We start from the raw sequence: 18,355 nt of genomic DNA on the forward strand, positions 1-18,355 counted from the left end.
CCACGGAGGATCCCGCCTGATGAAGTTCACCGACGGCCACTGGCAGATGCGGCCGGGCCGCACCGCGCACTACGCGACCCAGGTCGCGGATATCCGCGAGGACGGGCGCCGGATGACGCTCTACGCGCCGGTGCGGCGGATCGCCGGCCGCGGCGATACCCTCAACGGCCCGCTGCTCACCGTGGAGTGCTGGTCGCCCGCCGAAGGCGTGATCGGCGTGCGCACCACCCACCACGCGGGCTCGGTACGGCGCGGCCCGGACTTCGCCCTGCCCGGCGCGGGGGAGGGGAGCGGCACAGTGCGCCGGGACGGCACCGTCGTCGAGCTCCGCTCCGGCGAGCTGACGCTGCGGGTGGACACAGCCGCGCCCTGGCAGTTGGAGTTCGCCGCGGGCGGCCGCGTGCTCACCTCGGCCGGCGCACGCGGCACGGGGTTCGTCACCGACGCCGACGACCGGCACCACATGCTCGGCCAGTTGGCGCTCGGCGTCGGCGAACTCGTCTACGGTCTGGGCGAGCGCTTCACCCCGTTCGTCAAGAACGGCCAGAGCGTGGACATCTGGCAGGCCGACGGCGGCACGAGCAGCGAACAGGCGTACAAGAACGTCCCCTTCCACCTGACCAACCGCGGCTACGGCGTCTTCGTCAACCACCCGGGCCAGGTGAGCTACGAGGTGGGCTCCGAGTCGGTCGGCCAGGTGCAGTTCAGCGTCGAGGACCAGTCGCTGGAGTACTTCGTGATCCACGGGCCGACCCCGAAGCGGATCCTGGAGCGCTACACCGCGCTCACCGGACGGCCGGCGCTGCCCCCCGCCTGGGCCTTGGGCCTGTGGCTGACCACCTCCTTCACCACCGACTACGACGAGGCGACCGTGGGCCGCTTCGTCAGCGGCATGGCCGAGCGCGGCATCCCGCTGAGCGTCTTCCACTTCGACTGCTTCTGGATGCGCGAGTACCAGTGGTCCGACTTCACCTGGGACCCGCGCACCTTCCCCGACCCGGAGGGCATGCTCGCCCGGCTCAGACAGCAGGGCCTGCGGATCTGCGTCTGGATCAACCCCTACATCGCACAGAAGTCCGCACTTTTCGAGGAGGGCATGCGCGAGGGCCACCTGGTCCGGCGCGCCGACGGGAGCGTGTGGCAGTGGGACCTGTGGCAACCCGGCATGGCCCTGGTGGACTTCACCAGCCCGGCCGCCCGCGACTGGTACACCGGCAAGCTGCGCACCCTGCTCCACCAGGGCGTGGACTGCTTCAAGACCGACTTCGGCGAGCGCATCCCCACCGACGTGGTCTGGCACGACGGCTCCGACCCGGAGCGGATGCACAACTACTACACCCACCTGTACAACCAGGCAGTGTTCGAGCTGCTGCGCGAGGAGCGCGGCGAGGGCGAGGCGCTGCTCTTCGCCCGCTCGGCCACCGCCGGCGGCCAGCAGTATCCGGTGCACTGGGGCGGGGACTGCGAATCGCACTTCAACGCCATGGCCGAGTCGCTGCGCGGCGGCCTGTCCCTGGGCCTGTCGGGCTTCGGCTTCTGGAGCCACGACATAGGCGGCTTCGAGGGCACCCCCACCCCGGCCGTCTTCAAGCGCTGGGTGCAGTTCGGCCTGCTCTCCTCGCACAGCCGGCTGCACGGCAGCAAGTCCTACCGGGTGCCCTGGGACTACGGCGAGGAAGCCGTCGCGGTCACCCGCGAGTTCACCCTGCTCAAGCACCGCCTCGCCCCCTACCTGCAGCGGGCCGCCCAGCAGGCGCACACCACCGGCGTACCGGTGATGCGCGCCATGGTGCTGGAGTTCCCGGACGACCCGGCCGCGGCCGCCCTGGACCGGCAGTACCTGCTCGGCGAGGACCTGCTGGTCGCCCCGGTCTTCACCGACGACGGCACCGTCGAGTACTACGTCCCGGCCGGCACCTGGACCAACTTCCTGACGGGTGACCAGGTCACCGGCCCGCGCTGGGTCCGGGAGCGGCACGGATTCCACACGCTGCCGCTGCTCGCCCGCCCCGACTCCGTCGTCCCGCTCGCCGCCGACGACCAGCACCCGGTCTCCGCCTGGGCGGACGGCATCGAACTGCGGGTGCACGCCTTCGCCGACGCAGCGGAGCGCACGCTTGTCGTCCCGAGCCCGGACGGCCCCGGACAGAGCGCGCGCTTCCATGTGCGCCGCCAGGGCGGACGGCTCCACATCGGTACGGACAGCCCGCACCCCTGGCGGCTGCGCCTGCGCGGCCCGGACGGCCCCGTCCTGTCCCACCCGGCCGGCACCCGGGAGGCCGTCGTCCCGTACCCCGGGTGATTCCCCGCTGAGACGGCCTACTTCGCTGAACCCACGTCAGGCTGAGGGCGGGGCGCGGAGTCGAGTTCGGCAGCGCGCACCCGCAGGTCGCTCAAGGCCGCTGCGGCATGGAGCGGGAACGGTTCGTCCTGGTCCGCCGTCATCCAGCGCTCAACGGCGACCCTGAAGGCGAGCATCCCCACTTCCGCCCCCAGTCGGGCGGTCAGCTCGTCCGTGCCCCGTTCGCGCAGGGCGGCGCTGATCGACCGGGCGATCCGGGCGTGCTTGAGCAGTCCCCGCTCCTGCAGTTCGCTGTTCGCCGCGACGACCAGTACACGCTTGGCGGCCTCGGCCCGCCGCTGCGGGGTCATCGCGGGCTCGGCGGCCGCGAACGCCGCCTGCAGGTACTCGGTGAGCGTCGCATCCGCAGAGGCGGACCGGATGGCGTCGGCGAACAACTCGGCCAGCACGTCCTCCCCGCCGAACAGGACCTCCCGCTTGTCGGCGAAGTGCCGGAAGAACGTGGCGCGGTTCAAACCGGCGCGATCCGCGATCTGCGCGACGGTCGTTTCCTCGTACCCGTTCTCCACGAAGAGGTCCAGCGCTGCGGTCTCCAGGCGCTTGCGCGCGTCCGGTGCCCATCTGCTCACCGGCACAGCATAAGCGAGGCGACCGAATCGCATCACCTTCGGCGGGCGATGCGACGCAGTCGCATATGTGGGTTAGGGTTGATGCGACCGGATCGCATCGGCCTTCCGGCCGCGGCGACTGCGCCGCGCATCTTCCTCACTTGAACCGCGACCAGGGAGACCTTTCATGCGAATCTTCGTCACCGGCGCCTCCGGCTGGATCGGCTCGGCCGTCGTCCCCGAACTCATCGGCGCCGGCCACCAGGTCCTCGGGCTGGCCCGCTCGGACGCCTCCGCCGCAGCAGTCGCCGACATGGGCGCCCAAGTGCTGCGCGGCGACCTGAACGACACCGCCACCCTGCGCGCCGGGGCCCTCGACAGCGACGGCGTCATCCACCTGGCCTTCGAGCGCGGCACGCAGGCGACGCAGACCGATGCCAGGGCCATCGAGACGTTCGCCACCGGACTCGCCGGCTCTGGCAAGCCCCTGGTGATCTCCGGCGCAACCATGGTCACGCCCGGCCGGCCCTCGACCGAACGCGACGAACTCATCGCCGCCGGACCCGTCGCGGCCCGCATCACCACCATGCGCGCCGCCCTCGCGGCCGCGGACAACGGCGTCCGCTCCTGCCTGGTCATGCTGCCCCGCTCGGTACACGGCCGGGGAGAACGTCACGGCTTCGTCCCCCAGCTCATCGCCATGGCCCGGGCCAAGGGCGTCTCCGGCTACATCGGCGACGGGACGAGCCGCTGGCCCGCCGTCCACGTGAAGGACGCCGCGACTCTTTACCGGCTCGCCGTCGAGCAGGCTCCCGCCGGCGCGGTGCTCAACGCCGTCGGCGACGAAGGCGTACCCGTCCGCGAGATCGCCGAGACCATCGGCCGACACCTGAACCTGCCCGCCCGCTCCCTGCCCGCCGGAGAATACGAGGGCATCCACGTGCCCCTGCTCACCACCGACGCACCCGCCTCCAGCACCATCACCCAAGACCTCCTGGGCTGGAAGCCCACCCACCCCGGCCTGATCGAGGACATCGAACAGGGCCACTACTTCATCTGACCGCCCCCGCACCCAGGCGAGACCACGACCCGGCCGTACGAGCGGCGGCCGCTTTCTACCAGAGCCAGCGATCCAAATGGACGGCCCACAGTCCGTCGTTGGAGTCGCCGATTGCGGCCGGGTCGAATTCGCCCAGTTCACCCTTGAGGCGTTGCAGTTCGGTCAGTACGTCCTCCTCCTCGCGCCGGTCGGGGTTGAGCAGGACGTCGCTGGAATCTGTTCGGATCCCGCAGTGGTGCAGACACTGCACCCACAGGACTACGGAGGAGTTCGCGCGGCGGGATACCCCGTCGGCTCCGACGTGATGGACGACCCCGGTCCCAGGCTCCGCTCCGAAGAGACCCCAGGCCCTGTCGGGGAAGCGGGGGTGCCGAAACTCGGCCAGGGGATAAAGTAGGCCGCCGCTGTCCGTCCGGATCATCGGACAGCTGCCGTCGCGCAGATACGTACGCGAAACGAGGCGGTCGAGGTGCGGCACGCCCACCCTCGTAAGGACTGCCTTGTCCGCGTCGGGCAGGTCCCAGTCACGGACACCGTCCGGGTCGGCACGTTCCACGTGCTCCTCTCCCGCCCAGTCGCACAGATCTTCGTACGCCAGGTCCTCGTAAAAGAGCGTCACTGAACTCCTCGGCTATCTGCTGACACCGATCCGATCCGCATCCTGTGCGCGTGGTCCGGCCCGAACGACTCCCCGCGACCTGTCACCGCACCCACGGCGTGAGCTACTTCCACGGCTGGGCCTCCGCTGGGTCGGAAGTCCGCTGCCCGTGTGAGCCGTGGTGCCTCAGTCCGCCGTGTGAGGGGATTTCCCGCGGGCGTGAATGATGCGATCCGGCGGGGGGCGGAACATTTCAGGGCCCGCCGCCCCGCCGCAGACAAGCCCGGTCCCGGTGTCTGAGAAGACGTAGTCGTACGTAAGTCCGTCGCGGGACCACCACTCGCGCCGCTCCACCGGACGGGCTCGCGGGGCCACGCACTGGCAGCGCGCGAAGATGTGCCAGAAAGACTTGTTCCGCCTGGCTGAGGTTGTTCTCCTCGTCCTCTTCGGACCAGTCGGACTCAATCACGGACGGAACTTCAGCGTTGCGAACGTCGGTAGCAACCCGCTTCTCCAGGCAGACGGATGCCGCCTGTCAGGAGCCTTCGATGAGGATGAGGTTGTTGCCGTCCGGGTCGCGCACGGCGAACATGGGGGGCACCGCGGGGCCCATCCGTACGACTTCCGCATCCGTGTCGACGCCGTGGGCGCGCAGGGCCTCGTGGTCGGCGTCGGCATCGCGGGTTGTGAGGCGGATGCCGAGCGGGATTCCTTCGGGGACGAGTGCGACAGTCGTCGTTGCTCCGGGTGGGGCCACCTCGATCCAGCGCTTGTCGCCGAAGGGGACGTCCCGGCGTATTTCGAAGCCGAGTTCACCGACGTAGAAGTCGATTGCCTTCTGTTGGTCGGTGACTCGGATCCCGATCGTGGCCACATGGGTGATGTGGGTGGTCCTGCTCATATTTGCCTCCGCTTCTTTGGTGTTCGCCAGATAGGACGGAGGCAGGCGGGGAAACTCATCGCCGGCCACGATGTTGGAGCAGGCGCAGGGCGGCGAGGCTCTGGAGGGTCATCGCGGCGGCGGCCGCGGCGGTGAGTGCGAAGCCGCCGCGTGGGCCGAGGGAGTCGATCACCCAGCCGGAGACCGCTGCAGCGGCGGCCGAGCCCGCCGCGCCGGCGGAGCCGAGCCAGGAGAACGCCTGGGTGAGGACGGTGGGGTGGACGGCCGACTCGGTGAGCACGGAGAAGAGCGCCAGAAGGGGCGGGATCGTGGCACCGGTGAGTACGACGACCAGTCCGAGCCCGAACGGTGAGCGGACCGTGAGCAACAGCAGACTGCCGAGCGTCAGCGCACCGGTCACCGCCAGCAGTTGCGCCGGGGGAGAGGCACGCCACCGGCGCAGCCCGTACAGCCATCCGGCCAGCAGCCCACCGCAGTTGGAGACGGCGAAGACCGGCGCCGCGGCGCCCGGTGCGCCGTGCGCGACGACGAAGGCGGTCACCGACACCTGCATGGCACCGAAGAAGACGCCGATGGCGAGATTGAGGCCCATCAGTACGAAGACCGCCCCGCGCAGCAACGACCGGTCCGCACGGGCGTGGGCGGCGCTCTCGACCGCCGGCGGGGGCGCGGTGCCGCGCTGCGCCGCGAAGAGCAGGCCGCCGGCCACCGTCAAGGAGGCGGCCAGCACCGTGCCGGCCACGGGATGCCCGGCTGCGGCGAGTGCGCTGACCAGCGTCGGGCCCAGGAGGTAGCCCACCGCGTTGCCGATGGACTCCAGCGCGAAAGCGGTGGGCAGTTGCGCCGCCCGGCCGGTACGCAGCAGCGCCGCCCAGCGTGCCGCCGACATCGCGCCGAGTTGAGGCACGCTGGCCCCGACCAGCGCACCGCCCAGGGCCAGGAGGGCGTCGGGGGCATCGGCGACGACCAGGGACAGGAGGACGGCCACCGCGACGGCGTGGAGGAGGAGTGCGGGCGGCAGGACCCGGGTCTGCCCGAACCGGTCCACGAGCCGGGCCTGTTGGGGCGCCACGAGCGCGTCGGTCACCGCGAAGGCGCCGCTGACCAGGCCGGCCGCGGCGAAGGTGCCGGTGTGGCTGTGCACGAGCCAGACGATGGCGATGCCGGTCATCGCGACGCCGACGCGTCCGAGCGATGCGGGCAGGAAGAAGGCAGCGGCGCCCGGGGTACGCAGCAGGGCACGGTAGTTCGCCGACGACACGGCGAGTCCTTTTCGCTGCCCGGCGGGGCGGCCCACCTGGGTCGTCGGTGCCCGAATACCGACCCGTGGTCGCCGCCTGGAACCGTCCAGTGCTTGCGCGGAGAGGGGACACGCGCCCCGCACCGACTCCGTCACCGGGCAGAAATCCTGATGAGCTGTTGATGGCTGTGAATCGTGCACATTCTCACCGCCGGGGTCGGCGATGTCCAACACGAATGTCCAACACGGTGCGGACCGGTTCTCCATCGGCGGACCATCGGGGCGGATCCATCGGCGGAGCCCTCGCCGGAGCCGTGGACGGTCGCCGCCGATTCCGCGACGGTGCGCCGGACTTCGGCGTACGCGCGCATCGCGGGGACAGACGCTGTGAGGTGCGGGCCGGGTCGCGCCTCCGGTGTTCAGGAGGCGCCCGGCCGCACCCGGCCGGGAACTCCGGCCGGGCACGGCAATGCGTGAAGGTCCCTGCCATGACGGTCGAACGCCGCAGCCTGCTGCGGAACCTGTCCCGAGCCGCCGCTGCCGGCGCGGTCGGCTCCGTCCTCGCCGCGTGCTCCGGCGGCGGTACCGGCTCCTCGGCACGTACCGGTACCGCCGGTACGGCCACGCCCACCACCGGCCGCCCCACCGGCCCGGCCACCCCGGCTCCCGCGTCCACCGCCGCCACCCCGGGCGTGCCCGGGCTCGCGCCGAACCTGCCCGAGCAGATCCGCAACGGCCCCCGCAACCGCCCGATGGTCGCCCTGACCTTCCACGGCCAGGGCGACCCCGCCCTGGCCCAAGAGGTACTGGCCACCGCCGAGGACACCGGCGCCCGGCTGACCGTACTGGCCGTCGGCACCTGGCTCGACGCCTATCCGCAGATGGCCCGGCGGATCGTCGCCGGCGGCCACGACCTGGGCAACCACACCCAGCACCACACCGACATCTCGGCGATGGACGCGGCCGGGGCGTACCAAGAGATCGAGGACTGTGCCCGGCGGCTGAGCCGGCTCACCGGGTCGATCGGCACCTGGTTCCGCCCCTCGCAGGCCGCGCTGGCCACCCCGCTGGTGCGGCGCGAGGCGCACCGGGCCGGCTACCGGCACTGCCTGTCCTACGACGTGGACTCGCTGGACTACACCGATCCCGGCCCCGCGGCGGTACGCCGCACGGTGCTCGCGGCGGCCCGCCCGGGCTCCGTGGTGAGCATGCACCTGGGCCACCCGGGGACACTGTCCGCCCTCCCCGGCATCCTCGACGGACTCCACCGGCGCGGACTGCGCGCCGTCACCGCCACGGAGCTGCTCCGGTCATGAACAGAACCACCCACCGCACCGCCCCCGTCCCTCCCACGGCGCCCGTACGACACACCGCACCGGCCCGTTCCGCCACGTCCGTACGACACCCCGCCCCCGCACCCGCCGCCCCCGCCGGCCCCGATCCCGCCCGCCCCGCGCACCGCCCCCGCCGCCCGTACGCGGCCGTACTGCTCGCCGCCTGCGCGATGCTCGCGCCCGCCGCCTGCAAGGGCCCCATCGGCGGACACGCCTCCGCGGCCACCGTCGCCCCCGCTCCCACCCGTACGCCGACCGCCACCGCCACCGCCACCGCCACGGCCACGGCCGGCCTGGACGCCGCGCCGGACCTGCTGCCCGGCATGCCGCCGCCGCTGAACCCGCACGACCTGTACGCGGCGGACCGGCCGGGCGCCCTGTCCCCGGTGGTACGCGGCTTCCCGTCCCGGATCTACGTGCCCAACACCCTGTCGGACACGGTCACCGTGATCGACCCGAAGACGTACAAGGTGATCTCCACCCTGCACGTCGGCCACGAGCCGCAGCACGTGGTGCCGTCCTGGGACCTGAAGACGCTGTGGGTCAACAACGACCTCGGCAACAGCCTCACCCCGATCGACCCGGCCACCGGCAGGGCGGGCCGCCCGGTCCCGGTGCACGACCCGTACAACCTCTACTTCACGCCGGACGGGAAGTACGCGGTGGTGATGGCCTCGCAGGACCGGCAGCTGGTGTTCCGCGACGCCCACACCATGCGGGTGGTCAAGACCGTCCCGGCCGGCTGCAACGGCGTCAACCACGCCGACTTCTCGCCGGACGGACGCTACTTCATCGTGAGCTGCGAGTTCTCCGGCGACCTGCTGAAGGTCGACACGGCCCGGATGGCGATCGTGGCCCGCCAGAAGCTGCCGTACCCCGGTTCCATGCCGCAGGACGTCAAGATCTCCCCGGACGGCCGCACCTGGTACGTCGCCGACATGACCGCGGGCGGCCTGTGGGAGCTGAACGGCGACACCTTCGGCCGCCCGCGCCTGCTGCACACCGGCGCCGGCGCGCACGGCCTGTACGTCAGCCGGGACTCGCGGCTGCTGTACGTGACCAACCGCGGCGAGGGGTCGATCTCCCTGCTGGACTTCGCGACGGGGAAGCTGGTCGGCAAGTGGCACATCCCACACGGCGGCAGCCCCGACATGGGCGGGGTGTCCGCGGACGGCAAGGTGCTGTGGCTGTCCGGCCGCTACAACTCCGAGGTCTACGCGATCGACACGCGCAACGGCCGGCTGCTGGCCCGGATCAAGGTGGGCCACGGCCCGCACGGGCTGTGCGTCTACCCGCAGCCCGGCCGCTACTCCCTCGGCCACACCGGCGTCTTCCGATGACCGGTCACCACTCGTCACTGATGAGGACCGCCGACCACTGACGAGGACCGCCGGCCGCCGGCCATGACCCCGACCGCCGACCCCGACAGTTGTGCGAACGGCCGTCAGCCCGCCTCCACCGCCAGCCCGTTGACCAGCCGACTTTCGTGATTCGGCACGACCTTCAATACGATCCGCCGATGATCTTCAGAAAGCTGTTGACCGCGGGAGCGGCAGGCGGGCTGTTCGCCGTACTCGCCTGCGGCCTGGTGCCCGCGCAGGCCGCGGCGGACGAGCCGGCCACCCCGCAGCCGACCCCCAAGGTGGAACTCGTCCTCGACGTGAGCGGCTCGATGCGGGCCCGCGACATCGACGGGGAATCCCGGATGTCGGCCGCCAAGCAGGCCTTCGACGACGTGCTCGACTCCGTCCCGCAGGGCGTCGACCTCGGCATACGCACACTGGGCGCCGACTACCCCGGACCGGACCGCAAGACCGGCTGCAAGGACACCCGCCTGCTGTACCCGGTCGGTCCGCTGGACCGTACCGACGCCAAGACCGCCGTGGCCACCCTGGTGCCCACCGGCTGGACCCCGATCGGCCCCGCGCTGCTGAAGGCCGCCGACGACCTCAAGGGCGGCAACGGGACCCGGCGCATGGTCCTCATCACCGACGGCGAGGACACCTGCGCCCCGCTCAACCCGTGCGACGTCGCCCGGGACATCGCCGCCCGCGGCATCCACCTGGTCATCGACACCCTCGGCCTGATCCCCGACGCCTCCACCCGCAATCAGCTCAGCTGCATCGCCGAGGCGACCGGCGGCACGTACACCAGCGTCGAGCACCGCCAGCAGCTCACCACCAAGGTCAAACAGCTCGTCCACCGCAGCACCGCCCCCGTGGTCACCCCGGTGGCCACCGAGGGCTCGCCGTCCTGCGCGGACGCCCCGCTGCTCAAGCAGGGCATCTACACCGACCGCGAGACCTTCGCCACCAGTCGCTGGTACCGCGTCGAGGTGCAGCCGGGCCAGGAACTGCGCGCCTCGGCCAGCGTCTCCGACGACCGGGTGGTCAACGCGAACTACGGTGTCCTGCTGCGCGGCGTCACCCAGCGCGGACGCGAGATCGTACGGGACGACGAGGCCGGCACCGGCCGCACCGACGCCGTGTCGGCCGGCATCCGCTACCCCAAGCCGCACGCGGACTCCGGCACGCCGGCCGAGACGGTGTGCCTGGAGGTCGGCAACTCCTTCTCCGCGCCCGCCTCGGTCAAGGTCGTCCCGGGCCTGCCGGTGGAGCTGTCCATCGACCTGGTGCACGGCCCCGACCAGCCCTCCGACGTCGCCTTCTTCGGGCTCGGCCGCGGCTGGTGGCTGCTCGGCCTGCTCGCTCTCACCGGAGTGGTGGCCGGCCTGATCACCGGCTGGATCGCCCGCTGGAGCCTGAACACCGGAAGGACCCGCTGATGCGCATCCCCCGCCTGCTGTCCGCCGCCGCGGCGGCCGGAGCCGCGGCCCTGCTCGCGCTGGCCGGGCCCGCCGCCGCGGACGACCCGAGCGCCACCCCCAGCGCCTCGGCGAGCGCCGGCGGCAGCGACACGCCGCCGAACGAGGCCGGCACGAACTTCCTCAACGCCACGGTGCTGCGCCAGGGCCAGACGGGTACGGCCAGCGCCTCGGCCGGTGACTACCTGTACTGGACGTTCCCGGCCGACACCGGACAGCACGTCACCGTGAACGCCACCGTGACCTTCCCGGCCGCCACGCCCCGGCACGGCGCCTCCACCTGGCAGGTCGACGTCTACGACGGGCTGCGCCGCCGCCAGGCGTGCCGTTACGGTTCGCAGACCCGTACCGCCGCGGCCGATGCCACGTCGGTCGCCCTCACCTGCCACCTGCGCGCCATCCGCTCCTGGGCCGAGCCGTGGTCCAACGATCCGCTGCGCGGGGCCTACTACGTGCGGCTGACCGACCTGAGCCTGCCCCCGGCCGACCTCGGCCTGCCGGTGGCCGCCTCGGTCCAGGTGACCTCCGACGGCACGGCCGGCAGCCAGGCCGTGGACGGCTCGGTGGCCCCCGTGGTGTCGGCGAACGGCCCCGCGGTCGCCCCCTCCGGCGGCTGGGCCGGCACCTGGTGGTCGCCGCGCTGGCTGTGGACCGGCGGCGGCGGACTGCTCGCCGCCCTGTTCGCCGTCGGTGCCCACCGCCTGGCCCGCGGCCCGGTCACCCGCGGCGGCGCCGGCTACCGCAGCGACGTCCCGGACAGCCCCCGTGAACCGGCCGGCTGGACGAGCTGACCTCGCCCCCACCCGCCGGGTCCGACCCGGAACCCCCTCCCACCGCGGCCCGCCCGACCCCACCGGGCGGGCCGCGGCATGTCCGGTTTCGCGGGGGAGGGGCAGGGGCGCCATGCTGGGCAGCACGAGATCCGTTCCGGGCGGGTGTCCGGGACGAAGGCCGCGGGAGGCCCACACTGCTGGTGGTGCTGAGTGTCCTGTTCGCGTTGCTGGGCGCCGCCAGCAACGCGACCGGCACTGTGCTCCAGCGCAAGGCGGCGCTCGCCGTGCCGCCGGAGGACGCGCTGCGACCGCGGCTGCTGGTGGACATGGTCCGGCAGCCGGTGTGGCTACTCGGCATCTGCGGGGTGATCGGCGCCGCGCTGTTCCAGGCACTCGCGCTGGTCACCGGGCCGCTCGCGCTGGCCCAGCCGGTGTTCATCCTCGAGCTGCCCTTCGCCCTGCTGATCGCCATGCCGGTGCTCCGCCGCAAGCTGCCGCCCTCCGGGTGGATCGCGGTGGGCGGCATGGTGGTGGGGCTGGCCGTCGCCCTGGCGAGTGCCGCGCCCAGCGGCGGCGCCAAGCAGGCGGCGATGGCCCGCTGGATCCCGGCGGTGGTGGTCTGCGGTGGCATCGTCGCGACCGCCGTGTTCCTCGCGCTGCACCGCCGCTCCGGCGCCCCGCGCGCCGCCCTGCTCGGCACCGCCGCGGCCGTCGCCAACGCCCTGACCGCGGCCCTGATGAAGTCGGCCGCGAACACCTTCTCCGAGCACGGCGGCAGCGCCTTCCTCACCGCCTGGCAGACGTACGGCTTCGCCGTCTGCGGGATCTCCGCGGTCTTCCTGCTGGAGAACGCCCTTCAGGCCGGGCCCATCGCCGCCTCCCAGCCCGCCCTCACCCTGGGCGACGCCCTGATCAGCGTGTGCCTGGGCGTCGGCCTGTACGGCGAGCACATCCGCACCGGCTGGTGGGTCCTGCCCGAACTCGCGGCCCTGGCCCTGATCACCCTCAGTACCGTCTACCTGTCCCGGGCCATCCCGCTGATCCGCGAAATCGCCGGCTGACCCGCCGTCCCCGCTCACCCGGCGCGGTCGGAGCACCGCGCCATGCAGCCGTCACAGGGCTGAAGTGGCGGCCGGGCGCCACCGGCGGCAGAGTGAAATGCGGGGCCGGCCCACAAGCGAATCCCAGCGAACGCAGTGAATCCAGCAGCGAACGCAGCGAACCCAGTGAACGCAGCCAACACAGCGAACTCCAGCGAAAGCGAAGGGGTGTCCCATGACCACCACCGCCGCGCGCCCGAACGCCGCCGTCTCGACCAGCAGGGGGAAGGACATCGCGGGGAAGACCACCATCGCGGACTCGGTGGTGGCCACCATCGCCGGCATCGCCACGCGCGAGGTCGAAGGGGTCCACACGATGGGGGGCGGCGCCGCCCGCGCCATGGGCGCGGTACGCGACCGCGTCGCCCGCACCAGCGATCCCACCCGCGGTGTCAAGGCCGAGGTCGGCGAGAAGCAGGCCGCCATCGACCTGGACATCGTCGTGGTCTACGGCACCCACATCTCCGAGGCCGCCACCGAGATCCGCAACCGGGTCGCCAGCGCCATCGAGCGCATGACCGGCCTGGAGGTCGTCGAGATCAACATCAACGTGCGGGACGTCAACATCCCCGGCGAGTCCGAGGAGGGCGAGGAAGAGGTCCGGGTGCGGTGACGACCGCGCCGCCCCGCCCGACCGCACAGGCGGCGGGGGGCGGAACGGCGTGGAGGTCAGGACGGGCCGGCGGGTGTCGGCCCGCCGGCCCGCACGGGGGCTCAGCCCACCGAGATCGCGAACACGTGGATCCCGGTGTCCGCCGGCAGCGTCACGGTCGCCACCGTCCTGGACGGGTCGAGCGCGCCGCCCGTGGTGTACAGGCTCACCGCGTGGTTGCCGAGCGTGTCGGTCGGCGGCCGGTTCCAGTTCGCGGTGGTCACCGCGAGCTGCGAGTTGCCGCTGGCCTTGTTGCTGTACCAGTCGGGGAAGTCCACCGCGATCTGCGCGCTGGTCCCGTCGGTGTACGTGACCTGGACCGTCGCCGAGTGCGCCGAGCTGATCCCGGTGCCCAGCAGCCCGATCTTCGAGCCCTGCGCGCCGATCCGGATCACCTGGCCGTTCGCGGCCACGTTGTCCGGCTGGCCCGGCTGGGTGTTCGGCCACTGGTACGACAGCCCGCCGGCCGTCACGGTCGCGCCCGGCGTGTAGCCGACCGCGGCCAGTTGCGTCGCGGACAGGCTGTAGCCGCCCGGGTCGAGCTTGCCGGTCGACGGGTCGCTGTCCGCGCTGATGCCGGCGTTGTTGAACGCCGCGGCGACCGAGGCGTACGGCACTGTGGTCGTCGCGTCCGCGGTCTTGGACTGCTCGCCCTGGAGGACGTAATGGGCCGTTCCGGTCAGTGAGTCGGTGCCCGGCGCCGCGTCGGTGGGAGCGGTCACGGTCCAGTCGGCGCTCACCGAGGTGTGCGGGGCGATGTGGCGCGGCGCGGGGGCGCCGGCCGGCACCGCGGTCCAGCCCGCCGGGACGTTCAGGCCCAGGGACAGGTTCTCCACGTTGTCGTCACCGTTGTTGGTGAAGGTGGTCTTCACCGTGTGCGTGCTGCCCGCGTCAGTGGTCGCCGGGGCGTCGACGGCCACGGACTGCACGCCCACCGACTTGGCCACGGTCACCGCGCCGGTCAGCGGGGTGTCCGCCGACGACTCGCCGACGTAGACCGGGTAGGTCCCGTCCTGGACCGTCCAGTCGTGGGCGTTGCTGTCCCAGATCCGCAAGCTCTCGGCCGGCAGCGTCAGCTCCACCTGCTTCGTGCTGCCCGGGGCCACGGTGACCTTGGCGAACGCCTTCAGCTCCTTCGGCGGCTCGCCCGAGCCCGCCGGGTGGCCGAGGTAGACCTGCACCACGTCCGAACCGCTGCGCTGTCCGGTGTTGGTGACGTCCACCAGCACGTGGACCGGCGCGGTGCCGTGCCCGGTCTGGATCAGGTCGGTCGGGCCGATCCGCAGGTTGGACAGCTTGAAGCTGGTGTACGACAGGCCGTAGCCGAACGGGAACAGCGGGGTCTGGTCGGTGTCCTGGTACCAGCGGTAGCCGACGTCCAGCTTCTCGCTGTAGTCGTACACGCCGTTGACGGCCGGGTAGCGGCCGGGCGCGGCGGCCACCGCGGTCTGGGTGTCGCTCGCCGGGAAGCTGACCGGCAGCCGGCCGCTCGGCTCCGCGTCACCGGTCAGCAGCGCGGCCAGCGCGTTGCCGTCCTCCTGGCCCGGGTACCACATGTCCAGTACGGCCGGCACGTTCGACAGCCACGGCATCAGCACCGGGGCGCCGGCCCGTACCACCACGATCGTCCGGGGGTTGGCCGCCGCGACCGCGCGGATCAGGTCGTCCTCGTTGCCGGGCAGCGCCAGCGTGGTGCGGTCCGAGCCCTCGCTGGAGGAGTCGCCCACGACCACCACGGCCGCGTCCGACTGGGCTGCGGCCTGCGCCGCCGCCGCGATCGTCGGGTCGGGCACGCCAGGCGCGGACCAGCCCACGCTCACCGAGGCGCCGCCGCCGTTCTCGTAGTACTCGATCCGGATGCTGTGCGGCTCGCCCGCGGTGAGCTGCACCGGGGTGCTCTTGACGGTGGTCGGCCCGTGGTCGCTCCAATTGTTGACGATCAGCTTGCCGTCCAGGTAGATCCGGCTGCCGTCGTCGCTGGTCGCGCCGAAGGTGTACGAGCCGGTGGCCGGCGCGGTGACCGTGCCGGTCCAGCGCACCGAGAAGCCGTCGGAGGGCAGCCCGGGGGCGGGCGCGCCGGTGCCCCAGTCGAAGTCGACGGCGCTGTCGGCCCGGGTGAGGGCCGGCGTGCCGGACAGCGTCATGTTCGTGAAGTACTGACCCTGGAGCCCGGTGAACGCCGAGGCCGGGATCGGCGGCATGTTCGCGCCGCCCGCCTTGACCGAGGTGACCGCCACCGAGTCGCCGAGCCGGGCCTTCAGACCGCTGACCGGGTCGACCTTCTTGTACGGCGTCACCGCGGAGCTGCCCCCGCCGCCGGTGACCGCGGTCTCGGCGTTCGGGCCGATCACCGCGAGGGACTTGAGCGTGCCCGGGTTCAGCGGCAGCGTTGCCTTGTCGTTCTTGAGCAGCACGCTGCCCTCTTCGGCCGCCTTGCGGGCGAAGGCGCTGTCGGCCTCGAAGTCGGCTGTCACCGGCGTCTGCGGGTCGAACAGCCCGGTGCGGAACTCCAGCCGCAGGATGCGGCGGGCCGCGTCGTCCAGCACCGACTGCGGCACCTGCCCGGCCGCGACGGCGGCGGGCAGCTGCTGGAAGTAGGTGGTGCCGCTGAACTCCTGGTCCAGGCCGGCCAGCGCGGAGGCCACCGTGCTGTGGTTGGCCGGGTAGTCGGTGTCGATGACCCCGTCGAACTTCCAGGTGTCGATCAGGATGTCCCGCAGGATCTGCGCGTTCTCGCACGCGTAGGTGCCGTTGACCTTGTTGTACGCGCACATCACGGACCAGACCTTGCCGTCCTTGACCGCCTTCTCGAAGGCCGGCAGGTAGATCTCGTGCAGGGTCCGCTCGTCGATGTTGGAACTCGACGTCATGCGGGCGTTCTCCTGGTTGTTGCCCGCGAAGTGCTTGACCTGGGCGGCCACGCCCTGGGCCTGGATGCCCTGGATCTCCGCCGAGGCGATGTCGCCGGCCAGCTCCGGGTCCTCGCCCATGGTCTCGAAGTCGCGGCCGCCCAGCGGGGTGCGCACGATGTTCACCATGGGCCCGTAAATGACCTGGTAGCCGCGGGACTTGGCCTCCGTGCCCATCACGGTGCCGTAGCCCTTGGCGAGCGAGGGGTCGAACGACGCGGCCAGCGACACCGGCGAGGGCAGCGCGGTGGCGGGCTGCCCGTCGCGTACGCCGCCCGGGCCGTCGGTGAACTGCATCCCGGGGACGCCCAGGCGGTCGACACCCGGTATGTAGCCGGTGGCGTGCGAACCGCTCGGCACACCCACCGCGGTCATCAGCTTCGCCTTCTCGGCGTTGGTCATCTGCCCCAGCAGCAGGTCGACCCGCTGCTCCAGCGGGAGGGAGGAGTCCAGCCAGGGTCTGGACCCACCGGAATCGTTTCCGGTGACGGCACCGGCGACGCCGGGTACCGCGACCGGCACGGCCAGAGCGGCGGCTGCCGCCACCGCGACCGCGAGACGAGCCATGCGCATACAGGTTCTCCAAATGGGCGTACGGACCTGCGGGTTCACATGCGTGGGGGGACTCGCGTTCAGCCGATGAACGCAAACGTGCGTCAGTCTGCGCTCGACCCTGTGAGGCGTCAATATTCTGAACGCAAGTCACGATGCTGACTGGCCTGCTGTGTTCGGCGAACGCACACACGCCCCGACCACGGAACGTAAGCTCGCCTCGTGAGACACGGTGTCATCGAGACGGGTGGGTGTGCGCGGTGCGCCGACCTGGAGGCGCGGTTCCGGGATCCGGCCACTCCCAACCCGGGCGCTTTTCTCTACGGCTGGGCCGCCCACCTTCTCGACGACCACGGATCGTGTCCGAAACCGCGCCCAGGATGCGTGGAATGCGACCGATTCGCCGCCGGCCCGGTCGCGGTGGACGGGACCCTCTGGCAGCGCTGGGCCCGGACGCATTACATGGTGTGTGCTTTGGCGCCGGACTGGAAACGTACGGGGGTGTGACCTCGGGCGCGCCGCGCCCGGTCGGCGGCGATTCGGCCGTGCGGTGGCCGAATACGGTTGGTCGCCGGACGGTCGGGAAGGGCCGATCCGGGGCCGTCGGGAGGTGACGGCCCCGGGCTCGCGCCTCCCGGTGGGTCCGCGTACCGGCCGTGTCGCCGCTTTTACCACGAGCCGTGCAGGGCGCGCCGGAGAGCCGTCGGATTTCGGCTGCACCGGCGTGTGCGGCGAGATTTCAGAGCTTGAACAAAGGGTCGGCCGCAAAATAAATGGGTGGCCCGGTGTCCGGCCGCGCTTGTAGCGTCCGTGCGATGCCCAGCGAGAACGAGACCGGCGACGAGACGCTCATCAGGCCCGCGCGGACCGGCGACGCGGCGGCCATCGCGCGCATCCACATGGACTCCCGGGCGGCGACCATGCCCTACCTGCCGCCGCAGAGACGGTCCCACGACGAGGTGACCCGGTGGGTCCGCGAGGTCGTGCTCAAGGACTGCCACACCCTCGTCGCCCTGCGCGGCACCCGCCCGGTCGGCTACGCGGCCGTCGACGGCGACCTCCTCGACCACCTCTACCTCCGCCCGGACGTGCTGCGCCAAGGCCTCGGCACCCTCCTGCTCACCGGCGCCAAACACCTCAGCCCCGCCGGCCTGTCCCTCCACGTCTTCCAGCAGAACACCGGCGCCCAGGCCTTCTACCGCCACCACGGCTTCGCCGTCGTCGGCTGCGGCGACGGGAGCGGCAACATGGAGGGCCTGCCGGAGATGACCCTGCGGTGGGACCCGGGCGCCCGGGACTGAGATGCGCGGGCCGGGCGGACGTGCTCCTTGCTGAACGGCGTCCGGAATCCTGGCACCTGGGGCTGAGATTCGCGGGCGGTGGGGCGTGCTTCTTGTCGAACCGCCGGAACCCTGGCGCCCCGGACTGAGATCCGCGAGCGGCGGGGGCGTACTTCTTGCCGAAGGGCGTCCGGAACCCCGGCGCCTCGCACCGGAATCCGT

At 72.0% G+C, this 18,355-nt stretch carries 14 protein-coding genes; 9 read left to right on the top strand and 5 right to left on the bottom strand.

Features of this window, described 5'->3' with window-relative positions; translation table 11 throughout:
* Positions 1-19 precede the first annotated feature (19 nt).
* A complete protein-coding gene (gene yicI, locus ITX44_RS05665; RefSeq protein WP_205355928.1) occupies positions 20-2,302 on the top strand; it encodes an alpha-xylosidase in 2,283 nt (760 codons plus the stop codon).
* Between the two features lie 17 nt (positions 2,303-2,319).
* Here yicI and ITX44_RS05670 read toward each other — a convergent pair whose 3' ends face one another.
* Positions 2,320-2,931 (bottom strand): TetR/AcrR family transcriptional regulator, encoded by a 612-nt coding sequence (locus ITX44_RS05670; protein WP_205355929.1) that lies wholly within the window; start codon positions 2,929-2,931, stop codon positions 2,320-2,322.
* 166 nt (positions 2,932-3,097) lie between these two features.
* Here ITX44_RS05670 and ITX44_RS05675 point away from each other — a divergent pair, with 166 nt between their 5' ends.
* Positions 3,098-3,970 carry an SDR family oxidoreductase gene (locus tag ITX44_RS05675; RefSeq protein WP_205355930.1) on the top strand — a complete coding sequence of 291 codons (873 nt, stop codon included), beginning with the start codon at positions 3,098-3,100 and terminating at the stop codon, positions 3,968-3,970.
* Between the two features lie 55 nt (positions 3,971-4,025).
* On the opposite strand, the gene ITX44_RS05680 is transcribed toward ITX44_RS05675, so the two are convergent.
* The 3 genes from ITX44_RS05680 to ITX44_RS05690 form a co-directional block, all read right to left on the bottom strand.
* Entirely contained in the window at positions 4,026-4,589 is a 564-nt protein-coding gene (locus tag ITX44_RS05680) for an SUKH-4 family immunity protein (RefSeq protein WP_205355931.1), read from the bottom strand.
* 514 nt (positions 4,590-5,103) lie between these two features.
* Positions 5,104-5,469: a VOC family protein gene (locus tag ITX44_RS05685; protein ID WP_205355932.1), complete on the bottom strand. Its 366-nt coding sequence runs from the start codon at positions 5,467-5,469 to the stop codon at positions 5,104-5,106.
* A 55-nt stretch (positions 5,470-5,524) separates the two neighbouring features.
* The gene (locus ITX44_RS05690; protein WP_205355933.1) at positions 5,525-6,730 is read right to left on the bottom strand and encodes an MFS transporter; all 1,206 of its coding nucleotides are present in this window, start codon (positions 6,728-6,730) and stop codon (positions 5,525-5,527) included.
* Between the two features lie 467 nt (positions 6,731-7,197).
* Here ITX44_RS05690 and ITX44_RS05695 point away from each other — a divergent pair, with 467 nt between their 5' ends.
* The 6 genes from ITX44_RS05695 (at position 7,198) to ITX44_RS05720 (ending at position 13,353) form a co-directional block, all read left to right on the top strand.
* Complete coding sequence (locus ITX44_RS05695) at positions 7,198-8,025, top strand: polysaccharide deacetylase family protein (RefSeq protein ID WP_205355934.1); 828 nt, start codon at positions 7,198-7,200, stop codon at positions 8,023-8,025.
* Positions 8,022-9,383: a YncE family protein gene (locus ITX44_RS05700; protein WP_372440838.1), complete on the top strand. Its 1,362-nt coding sequence runs from the start codon at positions 8,022-8,024 to the stop codon at positions 9,381-9,383. Before ITX44_RS05695 ends, ITX44_RS05700 begins: the two co-directional genes overlap by 4 nt.
* A gap of 179 nt (positions 9,384-9,562) precedes the next feature.
* Positions 9,563-10,828 carry a VWA domain-containing protein gene (locus ITX44_RS05705; RefSeq protein ID WP_205355935.1) on the top strand — a complete coding sequence of 422 codons (1,266 nt, stop codon included), beginning with the start codon at positions 9,563-9,565 and terminating at the stop codon, positions 10,826-10,828.
* The gene (locus ITX44_RS05710; protein ID WP_236060139.1) at positions 10,828-11,658 is read left to right on the top strand and encodes a hypothetical protein; all 831 of its coding nucleotides are present in this window, start codon (positions 10,828-10,830) and stop codon (positions 11,656-11,658) included. The genes ITX44_RS05705 and ITX44_RS05710 overlap by 1 nt, the downstream gene beginning before the upstream one ends.
* 179 nt (positions 11,659-11,837) lie before the next feature.
* Positions 11,838-12,701 (top strand): DMT family transporter, encoded by an 864-nt coding sequence (locus tag ITX44_RS05715; RefSeq protein ID WP_205356280.1) that lies wholly within the window; start codon positions 11,838-11,840, stop codon positions 12,699-12,701.
* A gap of 214 nt (positions 12,702-12,915) precedes the next feature.
* A complete protein-coding gene (locus ITX44_RS05720; RefSeq protein ID WP_205355936.1) occupies positions 12,916-13,353 on the top strand; it encodes an Asp23/Gls24 family envelope stress response protein in 438 nt (145 codons plus the stop codon).
* A 101-nt stretch (positions 13,354-13,454) separates the two neighbouring features.
* On the opposite strand, the gene ITX44_RS05725 is transcribed toward ITX44_RS05720, so the two are convergent.
* On the bottom strand, positions 13,455-16,868 hold the full coding sequence (locus ITX44_RS05725; RefSeq protein WP_205355937.1) for a glycoside hydrolase family 3 C-terminal domain-containing protein: 3,414 nt from the start codon (positions 16,866-16,868) through the stop codon (positions 13,455-13,457).
* Between the two features lie 800 nt (positions 16,869-17,668).
* Here ITX44_RS05725 and ITX44_RS05730 point away from each other — a divergent pair.
* Positions 17,669-18,154 (top strand): GNAT family N-acetyltransferase, encoded by a 486-nt coding sequence (locus ITX44_RS05730; RefSeq protein WP_307795117.1) that lies wholly within the window; start codon positions 17,669-17,671, stop codon positions 18,152-18,154.
* The last annotated feature ends 201 nt before the right edge of the window (positions 18,155-18,355 follow it).

Origin of the sequence: Actinacidiphila acididurans (genome assembly GCF_016918855.1) — a bacterium.
Classification (GTDB): domain Bacteria; phylum Actinomycetota; class Actinomycetes; order Streptomycetales; family Streptomycetaceae; genus Actinacidiphila; species Actinacidiphila acididurans.

Coding starts and splice junctions, on each gene's coding strand:
- ITX44_RS05700 (WP_372440838.1), top strand. CDS start 8,022: ATGAACAGAACCACCCACCGCACCGCCCCCGTCCCTCCCACGGCGCCC.
- ITX44_RS05710 (WP_236060139.1), top strand. CDS start 10,828: ATGCGCATCCCCCGCCTGCTGTCCGCCGCCGCGGCGGCCGGAGCCGCG.
- ITX44_RS05695 (WP_205355934.1), top strand. CDS start 7,198: ATGACGGTCGAACGCCGCAGCCTGCTGCGGAACCTGTCCCGAGCCGCC.
- ITX44_RS05730 (WP_307795117.1), top strand. CDS start 17,669: ATGCCCAGCGAGAACGAGACCGGCGACGAGACGCTCATCAGGCCCGCG.
- ITX44_RS05675 (WP_205355930.1), top strand. CDS start 3,098: ATGCGAATCTTCGTCACCGGCGCCTCCGGCTGGATCGGCTCGGCCGTC.
- ITX44_RS05685 (WP_205355932.1), bottom strand. CDS start 5,469: ATGAGCAGGACCACCCACATCACCCATGTGGCCACGATCGGGATCCGA.
- yicI (WP_205355928.1), top strand. CDS start 20: ATGAAGTTCACCGACGGCCACTGGCAGATGCGGCCGGGCCGCACCGCG.
- ITX44_RS05725 (WP_205355937.1), bottom strand. CDS start 16,868: ATGGCTCGTCTCGCGGTCGCGGTGGCGGCAGCCGCCGCTCTGGCCGTG.
- ITX44_RS05720 (WP_205355936.1), top strand. CDS start 12,916: ATGACCACCACCGCCGCGCGCCCGAACGCCGCCGTCTCGACCAGCAGG.
- ITX44_RS05705 (WP_205355935.1), top strand. CDS start 9,563: ATGATCTTCAGAAAGCTGTTGACCGCGGGAGCGGCAGGCGGGCTGTTC.